Below are 16,536 nucleotides of genomic sequence, written 5' to 3'. Positions count from 1 at the left end.
GGCCGGGGCCGCCTCCGTCGGGTCGGGCTCCGTCGGGTCAGGCTCCCCTCCCGTGCCGCAGGGGCGTGATCTGGTCGATGTCGTAGCGGACGCGGAGGCGTTCGACGGCGGCGTGGTCGACCTCGCCGCCCTCGCCCGCGTCCGCCAGGATCTCCATCAGGTCCTCGAAGTACCGCTCGTGGTCCGGCGGCGGGGACGCCTGGAAGAGCATCCGGGCCGGGGCTCCCGTCGGGTTGGCGAAGGCGTGCGGGCAGCCGGGCGGCACGAGGATGAGGGTGCCGGGGGTGGCCCGGACCGCCCGCTCCCCGGAGGCGGACTCCCACTCCCGCCAGCTGTCACGGGTGCGGACGAGCGGTTCGAAGGCGAGGACGTCGAGTTCGCCTTCGAGGAGGTAGAACAGTTCCTCGCTGTGCCCGTGGGCGTGGGCGCCGACGTCGAAACCGGGCGGGACGACGACCTCGAAGGTGGAGGCCGTACGCGAGTGCTCACCGGTCACCTTGAAGGTGACGTGCTGGGCCTCGGTGTTCAGGGTGCGGCCGTGGCCGGGCGGTACGACGAGGCCGCCGGCGGCTCCGATGGCGATGGCTGTCACGGGGCGCCGCTCCTGTCACCAGGTCACGGGGAGGGTCTCGGGGCCGCGGATGAGCGCGCCGCGCTGCCAGCGCAGGGCCTCCTCGGGGACCGCGAGCCGCAGCCCGGGGAAGCGGGTCCACAGGGAGCCGAGCAGGATCTCGGACTCCAGGCGGGCGAGCGTGGCGCCGGGGCAGTAGTGCGGCCCGTGGCCGAAGGCGACGTGCGGGTTGTGGGCGCGGTCGAAGTCGAGCCGGTCCGGCTCGGGGAAGACGTCGGGGTCGCGGTTGGCCGCCAGGTAGGAGACGTAGACGGCGTCGCCCTCGGGGATGCGGACCCCGCCGACCTCGACGTCCTCCATCGCGATCCGGGAGAGGCCGACGGCGTTGCGGTGCGGGATGTACCGCAGCAGTTCGTCGACGGCCTGCGGGATCAGGGCGGGCTCGGCGCGCAGCCGGGCGAGGTGCTCGGGGTGGGTGAGCAGCGCGAAGACCATGTTGGCGCTGTTGTTGCGGACGGCGTGGGCGCCGCCGATCTGGATGAGGACGGCGAGTCCGACGGCCTCGTCCTCGGTGAGGGTGCCGTCGGCGACGGCCTCGGCGAGGACGGCGGCGAGCTGGTCGCTGTCGGGGGCGTGGTCGCGGGCGATGAGGTCGGTGAAGTACGCGCCCATCTCGTCCTTGGCCCGCTCGCTGGCCTCCCGGCCGGCGCCGGCCGAGATGATGGTGTCGGACCAGTGGGCCATGAGGGCGTGGTCGGTCTCGGGGACGCCCATGAGCTCGCTGACCATGGCGAGCGGGAAGGGCCGGTTGACGGCCTCCATGAGGTCCACGGCGGGGCCCCGCTCCGCCATCCGGTCGAGGAGGCCGTCCATGACGGCCTGGGCGTGGGCGCGCAGGGAGCGCAGGGCGCGGGCGCTGAAGGCCTTGGCGACGACGCGGCGCATCCGGGTGTGGTCCGGCGGGTCGGCGAAGCCGACGGCGTCGGCCATCGGAATGAAGTGGGGGGCGAGGCGGGTGACGGGGCGGCCCCAGACGGCCTCGCGGCTGAAGCGGGGGTCGACGGTGACGAACTTGACGTCCTCGTAGCGGGTGACGAGCCAGGCGTGGCCCTCGCCGTGCGGGAGCCGGACGCGGGTGACCGGGTCCTCGTGGAGGAGCCTGGCGAGCATCGGGTCGAAGTCGAGGCCGGTGAGGTCGGGCACGGCCCAGAAGTGCACCTGGGGGGTGTCGGCGGTTCCGGGGGCGGTGGTGGTCACGGCGCCACCTCCGCGGGGGTGGGCGGATGCGGGACAGGCATGGCGTTCGCTTTCGTCCGGGCGCGCGGGCGGACCCGCCGGTCCCGGGGGCCCGGGCCCGGGGGCGGGGTGCGGGGCCGCGGGGGCCCCGGATGCTCCCACGGGTCCCCGGGCCCCTCCGCCCGTATGCGTGCGGCTTCGGGAACCCACCCCATGGGGTGACGGCGGCACGCCCACTCGCCGGGGAGCGGCGCGGTGCGGAAAGCCCGCTCCCGCCCCTTGCCAAACCCCTCCCCCGGAAGGTTTAACTGGCCCCCACACGTATCTACCGAATGATCGGTCGTCCGTTTCCCGACGGGTGCGGCCGACGAGTGCGGAGGAGTGGCGGCGCATGACGGAACTGCTGGACGGCGGCGAACGGCTCGGGCGCGAGGAGCTGGCGGCGCTCCAGCTGGAGCGGCTGCGGAGCACGCTGCGGCACGCGTACGCGCACGTGGACTTCCACCGGCGCGCCTTCGACGCGGCCGGGGTGCACCCGGACGACTGCCGGTCCCTCGCCGACCTGGCCCGCTTCCCCTTCACCACCAAGGCGGACCTGCGCGACCACTACCCCTTCGGGATGTTCGCCGTCGACCGCTCGCGGGTCCGCCGGATCCACGCCTCCAGCGGCACCACCGGCCTGCCGACCGTCGTCGGCTACACGGAGGGCGACCTGGAGGTGTGGGCCGACGTGGTGGCGCGCTCGCTGCGCGCGGCCGGCGCCCGCCCGGGCCACCGGGTGCACGTGGCGTACGGCTACGGCCTGTTCACCGGCGGTCTCGGGGCGCACTACGGGGCCGAGCGGCTCGGCTGCACGGTGATCCCCGCCTCCGGCGGCATGACCGCCCGTCAGGTGCGGCTGATCCAGGACTTCGAGCCCGAGGTCATCATGGTGACGCCCAGTTACATGCTGACGCTGCTCGACGAGTTCGAGCGGCAGGGGGTGGACCCGCGCTCGACCTCCCTCAAGGTGGGCGTCTTCGGCGCGGAGCCGTGGACGGAGGCGATGCGCGAGGAGATCGAGGAGCGCTTCGCGATCGACGCGGTCGACATCTACGGCCTGTCGGAGGTGATGGGGCCGGGCGTGGCGCAGGAGTGCGTGGAGACCAAGGACGGGCTCCACATCTGGGAGGACCACTTCTACCCCGAGGTCGTGGACCCGGTCACGGGCGAGGTGCTGCCGGACGGCGAGGAGGGCGAGCTGGTCTTCACCTCGCTCACCAAGGAGGCAGTGCCGGTGATCCGCTACCGCACCCGGGACCTGACCCGTCTCCTCCCGGGCACCGCGCGGCCCGCGTTCCGGCGGATGGAGAAGGTGACGGGCCGCAGCGACGACATGATCATCCTGCGCGGGGTGAACCTCTTCCCGACCCAGGTCGAGGAGATCGTGCTGCGGACCCCCGCCGTGGCCCCCCACTTCCAGCTCCGCCTGACCCGCGAGGGGCGGCTCGACGCCCTGACGGTCCGGGCCGAGGCCCGCGCCGACGCGACCCCGGAGGACCGCGAGCGGGCCGCGCGGGCGATCGGGCAGGCGGTCAAGGACGGGATCGGCGTCTCGGTCGAGGTCGAGGTGGTCGACCCGGAGACGCTGGAGCGCTCGGTGGGCAAGCTCAAGCGGATCGTGGACCTGCGCAGGGCGGAGGGCGCCCCTGCCGGGTCGTCCCGCGGGCCGGAGTGAAGGCGCCCCGGGGCGCGGGGCCGGCGGTGGGGCCGACGGCGGGGGCGTTGCCGGAGGTGCGGGATAGCCTGCGGGAATGAGTGACAAGACGTGGGACGCCCTGGTGGCGACGCCCCTCCCGGAAGTGCGGCGCCGCGCGGCCGTCGTGGACGGCCTCGTCGGGGCCGCTCCGGTGACGGTGCCCGGCGCACGCCGCCTGGCCTGGAACGACGGCGGCGGCCAGTCCGCCGTCTGGTACTTCGCCGAGGACGGCCGCGTACTGCTGCTGACCTTCGACCACGAGTCGGAGCTGAACCTGTACGCCGAGGACGACTTCGCCCTGCAGGAGTCCTTCTACGAGGGGGTACCCGAGCCGCTCGTCGCCCTGGTCCGCGACCGTCCCGAGAACTACGAGTCGCTGAACCTCACGGACCCCGGGACGGGCCGGACGATCCACTACGCGGGCGGCGTCTTCTGGTACGACGGCGCCCGCTGGCACGTGGCGGACGGCGTGGCGGAGTACTGCCGCGAGGAGGACCTGGAGCTCTTCGGGGAGTCCGGCTTCGACTACTGCCTGGGCGTCTACCGCTTCGGCGAGGACTTCACCCCGGAGGCCCTCTCGGCGCTCCGGGACGCGAACGGCCGGTACGCGGACGAGCAGGGGAGGGAGGCGGACCTGTCCGCCCTGCGCGACGCCTTCGCCGCGCACGAGTAGACCGCTTCGTCGGCTCCCGCGAGGCGCGTCCTCCTGCCCTCGGGGGGCCCGGGCGGCCGGCGTACCGCGGCGCCTTCCCCGGAGACCACCGAGTACCCACTTTTTAGTGGGTACTTGTCGCTTTTCCGGGCCCGGGAGAGGGTGAGGACGTCAAAGGGGAACGGCGCCGCACGGATCCGGAGGGAGGGAGTCAGGAGGCGGCGGCCCGCGCCTCGGCCAGGCGGTCGAGGTGGTCGTGGCCCCAGTCGGAGAGCGGGGCCAGCACCCGCGAGAGCGCGAGGCCGTGCCCGGTCAGCGAGTAGACGGTCTTGGGCGGCACGACGTCGTGCGTCTCGCGGTGCACGAGTCCGTCCTCCTCCATCTCGCGCAGGGCCTGGGTCAGCACCTTCTCGCTGATCCGCGGCACCTTCCGGCGCAGTTCGCCGGGCCGGTGCGGCCCCGATTCGAGCAGCCACAGCAGCGTGGTCTTCCACTTGCCGTCGAGCACCGAGATCGCGGCGGCCACGCCGCAGATCCCCTCGCTCCCGTCGAGGCGGACACGCGCCATCGTCGCCCCTCCCCTTCCGTCGTCCGTCGTCCGCGCGCGGCCGGTCCGCCGCGCCGCCGTACGCACCACCCTAATCCGCATTCTCTGCACAGGAGTTCTCACGCATGTCCGTCAACCCGGAGTCCACCCCGTCCCAGCCCGCCGTCACCGTGCTCGGACTCGGCCCGATGGGCCGCGCGCTGGCCGGCGCGTTCCTCGCCGCCGGGGTCCGCACCACGGTGTGGAACCGTACGCCCGGCCGGGAGGGCGACCTCACCGAGCGGGGCGCCGTCACGGCGGCGAGCGCCGCCGAGGCGATCGCCGCGAGCCCGCTGACCGTGATCTGCATGGTCAACTACGACGCCACGGACGCGGTGCTGCGGCAGGACGCGGCCGAGGCCGCGCTCAAGGGCCGCACGCTCGTCAACCTCTCCGCCGACACCCCCGGGCGGGCCCGGGACACCGGCCGCTGGGCCGGGGAGCACGGCATCCACTACATCGACGGCGCGATCATGACGCCGGCCGGCACGGTCGGCTCGCCGCACGCGGTGTTCCTGTTCAGCGGCCCGTCCGAGACGTACCAGGAGCACCGGACGGTGCTCGACGGGCTCGGCGGCACCCACACCCACCTCGGCGAGGAGGTCTCCCGGGCGGCCGCCTTCGACATCGCGCTGCTCGACGTCTTCTGGACGTCGATGGCCGGGTACGTGCACGCGATGGCGCTCGCGGACGCGGAGGGCATCACCCCGCGTGAACTGGCCCCGTTCGCGATCGGCATCGCGCAGATCCTGCCGCCGCTGTTCGAGGAGTTCGCCGGGGACATCGAGGACGGCACCTACTCCGGCGCGATCAACCCGCTGACGTCCGGCGTGTCGACGATGGCGCACATCGTGCACGCGGCCGAGGACCACGCCATCGACTCGGGCGTGATGCGCGCGGTCGAGGGGCTGGCCCGCCGCACCGTGGCGCTCGGCCACGGCGCGGACGGGTTCTCCCGGATCGCGGAGGTGCTGCGCCGGCGCTGAGCGGGTCAGGCGTAGCGGTCCCGCAGCTCCCGCTTGAGGATCTTGCCGCTGGCGTTGCGGGGCAGGGCGTCGGCGAAGACGATCCGCTTCGGGGCCTTGAAGGAGGAGAGCGACCGCCGTGCGTGGGCGAGGAGTTCGGCCTCGGTGACCTCGGCGCGCGGGACGACCACCGCGGTGACCGCCTCGATCCAGCGGTCGTCGGGAAGGCCGATGACGGCCGTCTCGGCGACCGCGGGGTGGGTGTAGAGGGCGTCCTCGACCTGGCGGGAGGCGACGAGCACGCCGCCGGAGTTGATGACGTCCTTCACCCGGTCGACGATCGTCAGATAGCCGTCGGCGTCGCGGACGGCGAGGTCGCCGGAGCGGAACCAGCCGTCCCGGAAGGCGGCCGCGGTCTCCTCGGGCTTGGCCCAGTACCCCTCGCAGAGCTGCGGGGAACGGTAGACGATCTCGCCGGGGGTGCCGTCGGGGACGTCCTTGCCGTCCTCGTCGACGACCCTCGCCTCGACGTGCCGGACGGGCCGGCCGCAGGAGTCCATGCGGCCCTCGTGCTCGTCGGGGCCGAGGACGGTGGCGAGCGGGCCGATCTCGGACTGGCCGAAGCAGTTGTGGAAGGCGAGGCCCGGGAGGCGGGCGCGCAGCCGCTCCAGGACGGGCACCGGCATGATCGAGGCGCCGTAGTAGGCCTTGCGCAGCGCGGACAGGTCCCGACCTTCGAAGCCGGGGTGGTTGGCGAGCGCGATCCACACGGTCGGCGGGGCGAAGAGGCTGTCCGCGCGCCCCGCCTCCACCAGCCCGAACAGCGCCTCCGGGTCCGGCCCTTCGAGGATCACGCTCTCCGCCCCGACCGCCAGGTAGGGCAGCAGGAAGACGTGCAGCTGGGCGGAGTGGTAGAGCGGCAGCGCGTGCGCCGGCCGGTCGTCCTCGGCGAGGCCGAGCGCCTCGATCGCGCTGGCGTACTCGTGCACCAGGGCCCGGTGGGTCATCATCGCGCCCTTGGGCAGGGCGGTGGTGCCGGAGGTGTACAGCAGCTGCACGAGGTCGCGGGGGTCGCTGTCGGAGTCGTACGGCTCCGGGTCCGCGAGCGCGTCGAGGAGCGAGCCCGGCGCGTCCCGCAGGGGCCGGGTCCGTACGCCCGCGGGGATCCGGTCGGCGAGCCCGGGATCGGCGAGGACGAGGGAACTCCCCGACTGGTCCAGGAGATAGGCCAGGTCGTCGCCGGTGAGGTGGTGGTTCACGGGGACGTGGACGAGCCCCGCGCGGGCACAGGCCAGGAAGGCGATCAGATACGCGTCGGAGTTGTGGCCGTAGGCGGCGACCCGGGCGCCGGGCACGAGCCCGGGCTCGCGGCGCAGCACGGCCGCGGCGGTGGAGACGGCGGCGTCCAGCTCGGCGTAGGTCCAGGCACGGTCGGCGTAGCGCAGGGCCGTCCGGCCGGGGACGCGCTCTGCGGTGGCGCGCAGCACGCCGTCGACGGTGCGGGTGAGGAGTCCTCGTTCCATGGCTGGATCCTCGGCGCGGTGCTCCGGCGGGTCAAGTACCCGGACCGGAGCGCACACCTCCCCGCCTCGGATACCGAACGGCATGTTGACAGAGCGGGCGGGTGCTGACTGGATGGCCCGACCTGCTCCGCCCGCACGTCCGTTGGGAGGCACCTTGCACGTCCGCACCCTCATCCCCCGCCGCTCCCGGGGGCGGCTCGCCCTGGTGGGCGCCGCGCTCGCCGCCGTCACCGCGGGGCTGCTGCCCGGCGCGGCGGCCGCCGGTCCGGACGGGCGGGACCGTGAGCACCGGCCGTCCGACCGGGGACTGAGCGCCGTCATCCGGTACACCGAGTACGGCGTACCGCACATCCTCGCGGGGAGCTACGCCGACCTGGGCTTCGGCACGGGCTGGGCACAGGCCGCCGACCAGGTGTGCGTGCTCGCCGACGGCTTCGTGACCGTGAACGGCGAACGCTCGCGGCACTTCGGCGCCTCCGGCGCCCCGGACGGCTCGCTCTCCTCCGCCACCACGAACCTCGCCAGCGACCTGTACTTCCGGGGCGTCGAGGAGGCCGGCACGGTCGAGGCGCTGCTGCGCACCCCGGCCCCGGCGGGCCCGAGCCGCGACCTGAAGGAGCTGATGCGCGGGTGGGCGGCCGGGTACAACGCCTGGCTGCGGAAGAACCGGGTCACCGATCCGGCCTGCGCGGGCGCCGGCTGGGTCCGGCCGGTGACGGCCCTGGACGTGGCCCGGCGCGGCTTCGCCGTCTCGGTGCTCGGCGGGCAGGGCCGGGCGGTGGACGGGATCACGGCGGCCCGCCCGCCGGCCCCGGCGACGGCGACGTCGAGGACGCGGGAGCAGGACGTCGATCCCGGGGCCGCGGCGGAGGCGGCGCGGGCGCTGTTCGCGGCGGAGAACGCGACCATGGGCTCCAACGCGGTCGCCTTCTCGGGCGCGACGACGGCGAACGGGCGGGGGCTGCTGCTCGGCAACCCGCACTACCCGTGGCAGGGCGGCCGCCGGTTCTGGCAGTCGCAGCAGACGATCCCCGGCGAACTGAACGTCTCCGGCGCCTCCCTGCTCGGCACCACCGTCGTCAACATCGGCTTCAACGACAAGGTCGCCTGGAGCCACACGGTGGCCACCGGCGTGCCGATGAACCTGCACCAGCTGACGCTGGTGCCCGGCGACCCGACGGCCTACCTGGTGGACGGGAAGCCGGAGCGGATGACCGCGCGCGAGGTGACGGTGGCGGACCGGGACGGCGCGCCCGTGACCCGTACCCAGTGGTGGACGCGGTACGGGCCGGTGACGAGCGGGCTCGGCGCGAGCCTCCCGCTGCCGTGGACGTCGACGACCGCGTACGCGCTGAACGACCCCAACACGGCGAACCTGCGCGGCTCCGACACCGCGCTGGGCTTCGCCAGGGCGCGCTCCACCCGGGACGTCGCCGAGGCGCTGCGCCGCACCCAGGGCCTGCCGTGGGTGAACACGGTCGCGGCCGACTCGGCCGGGCACAGCTTCTTCAGCCAGGCACAGGTGCTGCCCCGGATCACCGACGAACTCGCGGAGCGCTGCTCCACCCCGCTCGGCCGGGTCGTCTACCCGGCCTCGGGCGTCGCCGTCCTGGACGGTTCGCGGACCGCGTGCGCGCTCGGCTCGGACCCGGACGCGGTGCAGCCCGGCGTCTTCGGGCCGTCCCGGATGCCGGTCCTCCGGGACGCGCCGTACGCGGTGAACTCCAACGACAGCGCGTGGCTGACCAACGCGGAGCGGCCGCTGACCGGCTACGAGAGGGTCTTCGGGACGCTCGCCACCCCGCGCTCGCTGCGGACCCGGGGCGGGATCGAGGACGTGGCGGGGATGGCCGCGCGGGGCCGGCTCACGGTGGCCGACCTCCAGCGGCAGCAGTTCGCCAACCGGGTGCCGGCCGCCGGCCTGGCGGCGGCGGACGTGGCCGCGGCCTGCCCGGCCGTGCTGCCGGCCGATCCGGAGGCGTGCCGGGTGCTCGCCGCCTGGGACCGCACGATGGACTCGGACAGCCGGGGCGCGCTGCTCTTCGACCGCTTCTGGCGGAGGTTCACCGGCTCGGTGCCGGTGGCACAGCAGTGGAAGGTGCCGTTCTCGGCGGCGGACCCGGTCCGCACCCCGCGCGGCCTCGACACCGGCACGGCCGGCTTCGCGAAGGCGCTGGCGGACGCGGCAACGGAACTGCGCACGGCGGGGATCGCACTGGACGCGCCGCTGCGGGACCACCAGTTCGTGGTGCGCGGCGGGGAGCGGATCCCGGTGAGCGGCGGGACGGAGTCGCTGGGCGTCTGGAACAAGACGGAGGCGGTGTGGAACGCGGCGGGCGGCGGCTACGTCGAGGTCGCGCACGGCACGAGCCACGTGCAGGCCGTCGGCTGGGACGGCGGGCGCTGCCCGGTGGCCCGCACCCTGCTCACGTACTCCCAGTCCTCGAACCCGGCCTCGGCGCACTTCGCCGACCAGACGAGGCTGTACGCGGGCGAACGCTGGGTGACGTCCCGGTTCTGCGAGGGGGACATCCTGCGCTCGCCCGCGCTGAAGGTGGTGCGGGTCGGGGAGAGGTGACGCCCGTCAGGGGCTGAACGACAGGAAGACGAAGGCGGCGAAGATCGCGAGGTGGACGCCGCCCTGGAGGAGCGTGGCCCGTCCGGGCACCACGGTCAGGGCGCTCACCACGCCGGTGAGGGCGAGCAGGACCATGTGGAGGGGGCCCAGGCCGAGCAGCAGGGGCCCGGACAGCCAGATGGAGGCGAGCGCGATCGCCGGGATGGTGAGGCCGATGCTGGCGATCGCGGAGCCGTAGGCGAGGTTGAGGCTGGTCTGCACGCGGTTGCGGCGGGCGGCGCGCACGGCGGCGAGCGTCTCGGGCAGCAGGACCATCAGGGCGATGATGACACCGACGACGGCCTTGGGCAGACCGGCGGACTCGACGCCGTCCTCGATGGTCGGGGAGATCACCTTGGCGTTGCCGACGACGGCGACGAGCGCGACGAGCAGCAGGCCGAGGCTGACGAGGGTGGCCGCCCTGGTCGGCGGCTCGGCGTGGTCGTCCTCCGAGCACTCCTTGCCCTCGGGGGTGACGGGGAGGAAGTAGTCGCGGTGGCGGACGGTCTGCACGGCGACGAAGACGCCGTACAGGGCGATCGAGGCGATGGCGGCGAAGGCGAGCTGGGCGCCGGAGAACTCGGGGCCCTGGTTGCTGGTGGTGAAGGTGGGGAGCACCAGGGTCATGGTGGCGAGGGTGCAGACGGTGGCGAGCGCGCCGCCGGAGCCCTCGGCGTTGAAGACCGCGACCCGGTTGCGGAGCGCGGCGACCAGGAGGGCGAGGCCGACGATGCCGTTGCAGGTGATCATGACGGCGGCGAAGACGGTGTCGCGGGCGTAGGTGGCGGTCTTCTCGCCGCCGCCCGCCATGAGGCTGACGATGAGTCCGACCTCGATGACGGTGACGGCGACGGCCAGGACGAGCGAGCCGAAGGGCTCCCCGACCCGGTGGGCGATCACCTCGGCGTGGTGGACGGCGGCGAGGACCGCGGCGGCGAGGCAGAGCGCGACGAGGGCCACGGCGACGCCCGGCAGGTCACGCCCCCAGGCGAAGACCAGCGCAAGCAGGGCCACCACCGGCCCCCACGTGGTCCACTCCCGGGTCGACGCCTTGGTGCTCGAACTCATCATCTTCTTCCTGCCAGGGGGCCGTGGCTCCCGCCGTGGGGACCGCGGCCCGTTTCCGTCATTGTTCTGCTTCGGCCAGACCGTGCTCGTACGCCGCGAGGGTGTCGATGAACATCCGCCGTTCGGCCGGTCCCAGGGGGGCCAGGGCGGCCCGCCAGGCGCCGGCGCTGCGGCCGAGCCAGCCGTCGATGGCCGCCCGGCGCTCCGGCGCGATCGAGACGATCTTCCGTCTGCGGTCGGCGGGGTCCTCATGGCGCTCCAGGACCCCCTTCTTCGCCAGGTCCCCCACCATCAGGCTGGCTGTGGTGGGCGCGACGCCCAGCCGTGCGGCCAGTTCGTTGACGCTCCGGGGGCCGTCGAAGAGGAGGTAGGCCAGCAGGGAGAGGTGACGGGGCGCCAGCGTCAGCGACGCCAGCTCCTCCGGCACCTTGACGCGCTTGGCGCGCCCCACCACGCGGGGCATGAGCAGCAGCAGCGTACGGACGGCGTCGTCGACGTCCGGTCCGGCGGCTCCGCTCCCCTCGCGCTCGGTCGACACCCTGGCCCCTCCGGCTTGCCTTTGCTTTCAAAGCAAATGGATCTGTCGCGATCGATGCTACCGGAAGGCACGACAATGTCCGCTTCGCTCGTTTTCCGCGAGCAGGTCGCCGAGGGGTTCCGGGGCGACGGCGGCCGGGCGAGTGGGACGGCCGCCAGGGGGACGGGACGGCCGCCAGGGGGACGGGACGGCCACCGGGTGGGCGGAGCGGCGGCCGGGTGGGCGGAGCGGCGGCCGGGTGGGCGGAGCGGCGGCCGGGGGCGGGACGGCCGCCGGGGTCACACCTGGCGCTCGTGGCCCTCCCAGTACGGGTCGCGGAGCCGGCGCTTGTAGAGCTTGCCGTTCGGGTCGCGGGGCATGACGGCGATGAAGTCGAGGGACTTCGGGCGCTTGAAGGCGGCCAGGCGGTCCGCGCAGTGGGCCAGGATCTCCTCGGCGAGCACCGGCCCCTCCCCGTACCCCTCGGCGGTCTCGACGACCGCCTTCACCTCCTCGCCCCAGTCGGCGTGCGGGATCCCGAAGGCGGCGGCGTCCGCGACGGCCGGGTGGGAGAGGAGCGCGGCCTCGATCTCGGCGGGGTAGATGTTGACGCCGCCGGAGATGATCATGTCGATCTTGCGGTCGCGGAGGTAGAGGTAGCCCTCCTCGTCGAGGTAGCCGAGGTCGCCGACGGTGAAGAAGTCGCCGACGCGGCTCTTCGCCGTCTTGGCCTCGTCCTTGTGGTAGCGGAAGCCGCCGGTGTTCATCTTCAGGTAGACCGTGCCGAGTTCGCCCGGCGGGAGGGCGTTGCCGTCGTCGTCGAGGACGGCCAGCTCGCTGATCGGCCACGCCCTGCCGACCGTGCCGGGCCGCTTGAGCCACTCCTCGGCCGTGGCGAACGCGCCGCCGCCCTCGCTGGCCGCGTAGTACTCCTCCACGCACCCGCCCCACCAGGCGATCATCGCCCGCTTGACGTGCTCGGGGCAGGGCGCGGCCCCGTGGATGGCGTGCCGCATCGAGCTCACGTCGTACCGCCCGCGGACCTCCTCGGGAAGGGCGAGGAGCCGGTGGAACTGGGTGGGCACCATGTGGGTGTGGGTGCAGGCGTGCGCGTCGATCAGCCGCAGCATCTCCTCGGGCGTCCACTTGTCCATGAGGACCAGCGGGTGCCCGATGTGCAGCGCGGCGGCCGCGAACTGGAGGACCGCCGTGTGGTAGAGCGGCGAGCAGACCAGGTGGACGTTGCCGTCGAAGGGGCGGATGCCGAAGATGCCGAGGAAGCCCCCGAGATGGGACTCCTCCGGGAGGCGGCCGGGCAGCGGGCGGCGGATGCCCCGGGGGCGGCCGGTGGTGCCCGAGGTGTAGTTCATGACCCAGCCGAGCGTCCGGTCGACGGGCGCCGACTCCGGCTGTCCGTCGAGGAGTTCGGCGTACGGGCGGAAGCCGGGGACCGCGCCGACGGCGTACCGGTGGCTCGGCGCGAGGCCCGCGCCGTCGGCGGCGGCGACGGCCGCCCCGGCGAAGCGCTCGTGGGCGACGAGCACCTTGGCGCCGGAGTCGGCGACGATCCAGGCGATCTCCGCGCCCACGAAGTGGTGGTTGACCGGGACGAGGTAGAAACCGGCCTGGGTGGCCGCGAGATGGGCGGTGAGGAACTCCACCCCGTTGGGCAGGACGACCGCGAAGGCGTCGCCGCGCTCCAGGCCCGCCGCGCGCAGCCCGTGGACCATCCGGTTCGCGGCGGCGAGCAGCCGGCCGGCCGGCCACTCCTCGCCGTCGGGCGCCACCAGCGCCGTACGGTCCGGGTCGGCGGCGGCCTGGGCCCAGAAGCCGTTGGGGGTCCCGTCGTTCACGACCCGCTCCTTCCCGCGATGCGGTTGATCCGGTCGACGGCCTTCTCGAAGCCCCGGGTCAGCTCGTCGACGACCTGCTGGACGCTGCGCTCGGAGTTCATCCGGCCGACGATCTGCCCGACGGGGGTGCCGAGCAGCGGGTCGACCTCGTACTTCTGGATCCGCGACACCGCCTCCGCCACCAGCAGGCCCTGGAGCGGCATCGGCAGCGGTCCGGGCCCGGCCGGGTCCTCCCAGGCGTCGGTCCACTCGGTGCGCAGCTGCCGGGCCGGCTTGCCGGTGAGCGCCCGGGACCGGACGGTGTCGCCGGAACCGGCGGCGAGGAGCTTCGCGGTGAGGGCGCGCGAGTGGAGTTCGGCCTCGGTGGTGGTGAGCCAGATCGAGCCGAGCCACACGCCCTGGGCGCCGAGCGCGAGCCCGGCGGCGATCTGCTCGCCGCTGCCGATGCCGCCCGCGGCGAGCACGGGCAGCGGGGAGACGGCGTCCACGACCTCGGGCGTGAGCACCATGGAGGCGATCTCGCCGGTGTGGCCGCCCGCCTCGTACCCCTGGGCCACGACGATGTCGATGCCGGCCCCGGCGTGCCGGCGGGCGTGCCGGGCGCTGCCGGCGAGCGCGGCGACGAGCACGCCGTGCTCGTGCGCGCGGGCGACGACGTCCGGCGGCGGGGAGCCGAGGGCGTTGGCGAGCAGCTTGATGGGGTAGTCGAAGGCGACGTCGAGCTGGTTGCGCGCGACCTCCTCCATCCAGCCGGTGATCCGCCACCCCGACGCCTCGCCCTCGGCGAGTTCGGGCACGCCGTGCTTGGCCAGCACCGACCGGACGTACTCCCGGTGCCCCGCGGGGATCATGGCCTCGACCTCGGCCTCGCTGACGCCCTCGACCTTCTTGGCGGGCATCACGACGTCGAGGCCGTAGGGCCGCCCGTCGGTGTGCTCCTGCATCCAGTCGAGGTCGCGGGCGAGGTCGTCCGGCGCGGTGTAGCGGACCGCGCCCAGCACGCCGAAACAGCCGGCCCGACTGAGGGCGGCGGCGACCGCGGGGAAGGGCGTGAAGCCGAAGATGGCGTGCTCGATCCCCAGTGTGCGACTCAGCTCCGTCTCCATGGGCGGCAGGATGCCGCAGCGGGGCGATGGAGGGAAGAGGTTTTCTGATGGTGCGTCAGATTCTTTGGTGAGGGGGTGGTGGGGGTGGTGGAGGAAGTGGGAGTGGTGGAGGGGGTGTGGGTGGTGGAGGAAGTAGGGGTGGTGGGGTCGGTGGAGGGGGGTGCGGGTGGTGAAGGGCGGTGGGGCGGGCGGGGCGGGGGCGCGAGGGGTTCGCTGCGGGCCGGGAGGGGGTGTGTCGGGGAGGGTGGGGGTGTACGGCGGCGGAGCGTGGTGACGGGAGGCGGGCGGATGGGCGAGGCGGGGAGCGGGACGGACGGCGGCGGGCTCCGCGGCAGGAGGGAGGGAGGCGGTGAGCCGGGCGGCGGAGGGAGGCCCGGTGCTGGTCGGGGACCGGACGGCGGAGGGCCCGGGGACGCGGTGCTCCGGTGGGGGACGGCGGCGGAGGCGGGGCTGCTCGGGCGGGAACTGGAGGGGATGGTCGCGGACGTGAGCCGGTTCCTCGGACCCTCGCCGGTGCGTCCGTGGTGCGCGGGGGCCGTGCTGCTCGCGGGACGGGGCCGGACCGTGGCGCTGCACCGGGCGGTGGGGTGGGCGGCGCGCTGGGCCGCGTACGACGAGGTGCGCGACACGGCGGTCGAGGCGGCGCCGGAACTGCGGGTCCCGATGACCCCGGACACGGTCTTCGACGTGGCCTCGCTGACCAAGCTCTTCACCTCCCTGCTGGCCGTGCGGCAGGTCGAGCGCGGCACCTTGGAACTCGGGGAGCGGGTCGCGGCGTACCTGCCGGAGTTCGGACGGGCGGGGAAGGCGGGGATCACGGTCCGGCAGCTGCTCGGTCACACCTCGGGGCTGCGGGCGGAACTGCCGTTGTACGAGGCGCCGGACCGTGAGGCGCGGCTGCGGCTGCTGTGGGAGGACGCGCCGGTCGACCCCCCGGGCACGGCGTACCGCTACTCGGACCTCAACCTGATCGCACTGCAGCTGCTCCTGGAGCGGATCACCGGTCACGGTCTGGAGGCGCTGCTCCGCGACGGGATCACCGGCCCCCTCGGGATGCACCGCACGCGCTTCGTCCCGCCGCCCTCGTGGCGGGCGGAGACCGCGGCCACCGAGGACGCGCGCCGGCCGTGGGCACGGCTCGACCGGGGCATGGTGCGGGGCGAGGTCCACGACGAGAACGCCCACGCGATGGGCGGCGTCGCCGGCCACGCCGGCGTCTTCTCCCGCGCCCGCGACCTCGCGGTCCTGGCCCGCACCCTCCTCGACGGCGGCGCGTACGGCTCCGCCCGCGTCCTCTCCCCCGAGTCGGTGCGCCTCCTCCTCACCGACGTCAACCAGGACTTCCCCGGCCACGCCCACGGCCTCGGCTTCGAACTCGACCAGCGCTGGTACATGGGCGCGCTGTCCGGACCGCGTACCGCGGGACACACCGGTTTCACCGGCACCAGCCTGGTCCTCGACCCCGAGGCCGACGCGTTCCTGATCCTCCTCGCCAACGCGGTGCACCCCGTCCGCACCTGGCGCTCCGGCTCGGCCCCCCGGGTGGCCGCCGCCCGCCGCCTGGCCCGGGCGATCCCGGTACGCCCTCCGGCCGGCGCGGGCCCCACGGCCTGGTTCTCCGGCATGGAGGCCCCCGCCGGCGCCACCCTCACCCTCCCCGCGACGGGGCCGGGCGCGGCCCGCCTCACCTGCCTCCTGTGGTGGGACACCGCGCCGGACACCGACCGCCTCGTCCTGGAGGCCGCGGCCTCCTCCGGCCGACGGCCCGTCCCCTTCCGCACGGCCCCCCTCGACCGCCCGGCGGAGCCGCTCCCCCATCCGGACGGCACCGCCACCGGCTGGTCCGGACGCCGCTGGCACCGCCTCACCGCCGACCTCCCGCCCGCCGCCGCCCTCCGGCTCCGCTTCCGGTACGACACCGCCTCCCCCGCCGTCGGGCGCGGGGTGTACGTGACCGGGATCCGGCTCCTGGACGGCGCCGGCCGGCCCCTCTTCGACGAGGCCCGCCCGTCGGACGCCTCCCGTCTGGAGGCGTCCGGGTGGCACCGCTCGGCCGACTGAGGAAGTGGAAACGGAAGCGGAGCCGGCCGCGCCGGTCCGCGCC

Annotated in this window: 13 protein-coding genes; 5 read left to right on the top strand and 8 right to left on the bottom strand. The window is 74.4% G+C overall.

Translation table 11 applies throughout. From position 1 onward, the window contains the following. Positions 1-37 precede the first annotated feature (37 nt). Together ACF1ED_RS13620 and ACF1ED_RS13615 are read right to left on the bottom strand one after the other, a co-directional pair. Positions 38-577 carry a cupin domain-containing protein gene (locus tag ACF1ED_RS13620; protein WP_391760710.1) on the bottom strand — a complete coding sequence of 180 codons (540 nt, stop codon included), beginning with the start codon at positions 575-577 and terminating at the stop codon, positions 38-40. Positions 578-607: 30 nt separating this feature from the next. Then, positions 608-1,828, bottom strand: coding sequence for a cytochrome P450 (locus tag ACF1ED_RS13615; RefSeq protein WP_391759834.1), 1,221 nt, complete (start codon positions 1,826-1,828; stop codon positions 608-610). A 370-nt stretch (positions 1,829-2,198) separates the two neighbouring features. On the opposite strand from ACF1ED_RS13615, the gene paaK reads away from it, so the two are divergent. Continuing rightward, positions 2,199-3,524 (top strand): phenylacetate--CoA ligase PaaK, encoded by a 1,326-nt coding sequence (gene paaK, locus ACF1ED_RS13610; RefSeq protein WP_391759832.1) that lies wholly within the window; start codon positions 2,199-2,201, stop codon positions 3,522-3,524. A 76-nt stretch (positions 3,525-3,600) separates the two neighbouring features. After that, positions 3,601-4,218 carry a hypothetical protein gene (locus ACF1ED_RS13605; protein ID WP_391759830.1) on the top strand — a complete coding sequence of 206 codons (618 nt, stop codon included), beginning with the start codon at positions 3,601-3,603 and terminating at the stop codon, positions 4,216-4,218. 190 nt (positions 4,219-4,408) lie between these two features. On the opposite strand, the gene ACF1ED_RS13600 is transcribed toward ACF1ED_RS13605, so the two are convergent. Beyond that, entirely contained in the window at positions 4,409-4,765 is a 357-nt protein-coding gene (locus ACF1ED_RS13600) for a winged helix-turn-helix transcriptional regulator (protein ID WP_391759828.1), read from the bottom strand. Between the two features lie 104 nt (positions 4,766-4,869). Between ACF1ED_RS13600 and ACF1ED_RS13595 the strand changes: the two genes are divergently transcribed. Then, entirely contained in the window at positions 4,870-5,769 is a 900-nt protein-coding gene (locus tag ACF1ED_RS13595) for an NAD(P)-dependent oxidoreductase (protein WP_391759826.1), read from the top strand. Positions 5,770-5,774: 5 nt separating this feature from the next. On the opposite strand, the gene ACF1ED_RS13590 is transcribed toward ACF1ED_RS13595, so the two are convergent. Continuing rightward, the gene (locus ACF1ED_RS13590; protein WP_391759824.1) at positions 5,775-7,271 is read right to left on the bottom strand and encodes a fatty acyl-CoA synthetase; all 1,497 of its coding nucleotides are present in this window, start codon (positions 7,269-7,271) and stop codon (positions 5,775-5,777) included. Positions 7,272-7,443: 172 nt separating this feature from the next. On the opposite strand from ACF1ED_RS13590, the gene ACF1ED_RS13585 reads away from it, so the two are divergent. Continuing rightward, the gene (locus ACF1ED_RS13585) at positions 7,444-9,849 is read left to right on the top strand and encodes a penicillin acylase family protein (RefSeq protein ID WP_391760708.1); all 2,406 of its coding nucleotides are present in this window, start codon (positions 7,444-7,446) and stop codon (positions 9,847-9,849) included. Positions 9,850-9,855: 6 nt separating this feature from the next. Here the strand turns inward: ACF1ED_RS13585 and ACF1ED_RS13580 are convergent, their stop codons facing one another. From ACF1ED_RS13580 to ACF1ED_RS13565, 4 genes are all read right to left on the bottom strand, one after another. Continuing rightward, a complete protein-coding gene (locus ACF1ED_RS13580) occupies positions 9,856-10,956 on the bottom strand; it encodes a calcium:proton antiporter (protein ID WP_391759822.1) in 1,101 nt (366 codons plus the stop codon). 58 nt (positions 10,957-11,014) lie between these two features. After that, positions 11,015-11,419 carry a MarR family winged helix-turn-helix transcriptional regulator gene (locus ACF1ED_RS13575; protein ID WP_391760706.1) on the bottom strand — a complete coding sequence of 135 codons (405 nt, stop codon included), beginning with the start codon at positions 11,417-11,419 and terminating at the stop codon, positions 11,015-11,017. Between the two features lie 353 nt (positions 11,420-11,772). Next, the gene (locus tag ACF1ED_RS13570; RefSeq protein ID WP_391759820.1) at positions 11,773-13,326 is read right to left on the bottom strand and encodes an acyl-CoA synthetase; all 1,554 of its coding nucleotides are present in this window, start codon (positions 13,324-13,326) and stop codon (positions 11,773-11,775) included. Then, a complete protein-coding gene (locus tag ACF1ED_RS13565; RefSeq protein WP_391759818.1) occupies positions 13,323-14,432 on the bottom strand; it encodes an NAD(P)H-dependent flavin oxidoreductase in 1,110 nt (369 codons plus the stop codon). Before ACF1ED_RS13565 ends, ACF1ED_RS13570 begins: the two co-directional genes overlap by 4 nt. Before the next feature lie 288 nt (positions 14,433-14,720). Here ACF1ED_RS13565 and ACF1ED_RS13560 point away from each other — a divergent pair, with 288 nt between their 5' ends. Continuing rightward, on the top strand, positions 14,721-16,493 hold the full coding sequence (locus ACF1ED_RS13560; RefSeq protein WP_391759816.1) for a serine hydrolase domain-containing protein: 1,773 nt from the start codon (positions 14,721-14,723) through the stop codon (positions 16,491-16,493). Positions 16,494-16,536 lie beyond the last annotated feature (43 nt).

It is taken from the genome of Streptomyces sp. NPDC014656 (assembly GCF_043084305.1).
In the GTDB taxonomy this organism is placed as follows: domain Bacteria; phylum Actinomycetota; class Actinomycetes; order Streptomycetales; family Streptomycetaceae; genus Streptomyces.
Note: the sequence above shows the minus strand (reverse complement) of the source record. Positions and strands in the feature narration are given on the sequence as shown.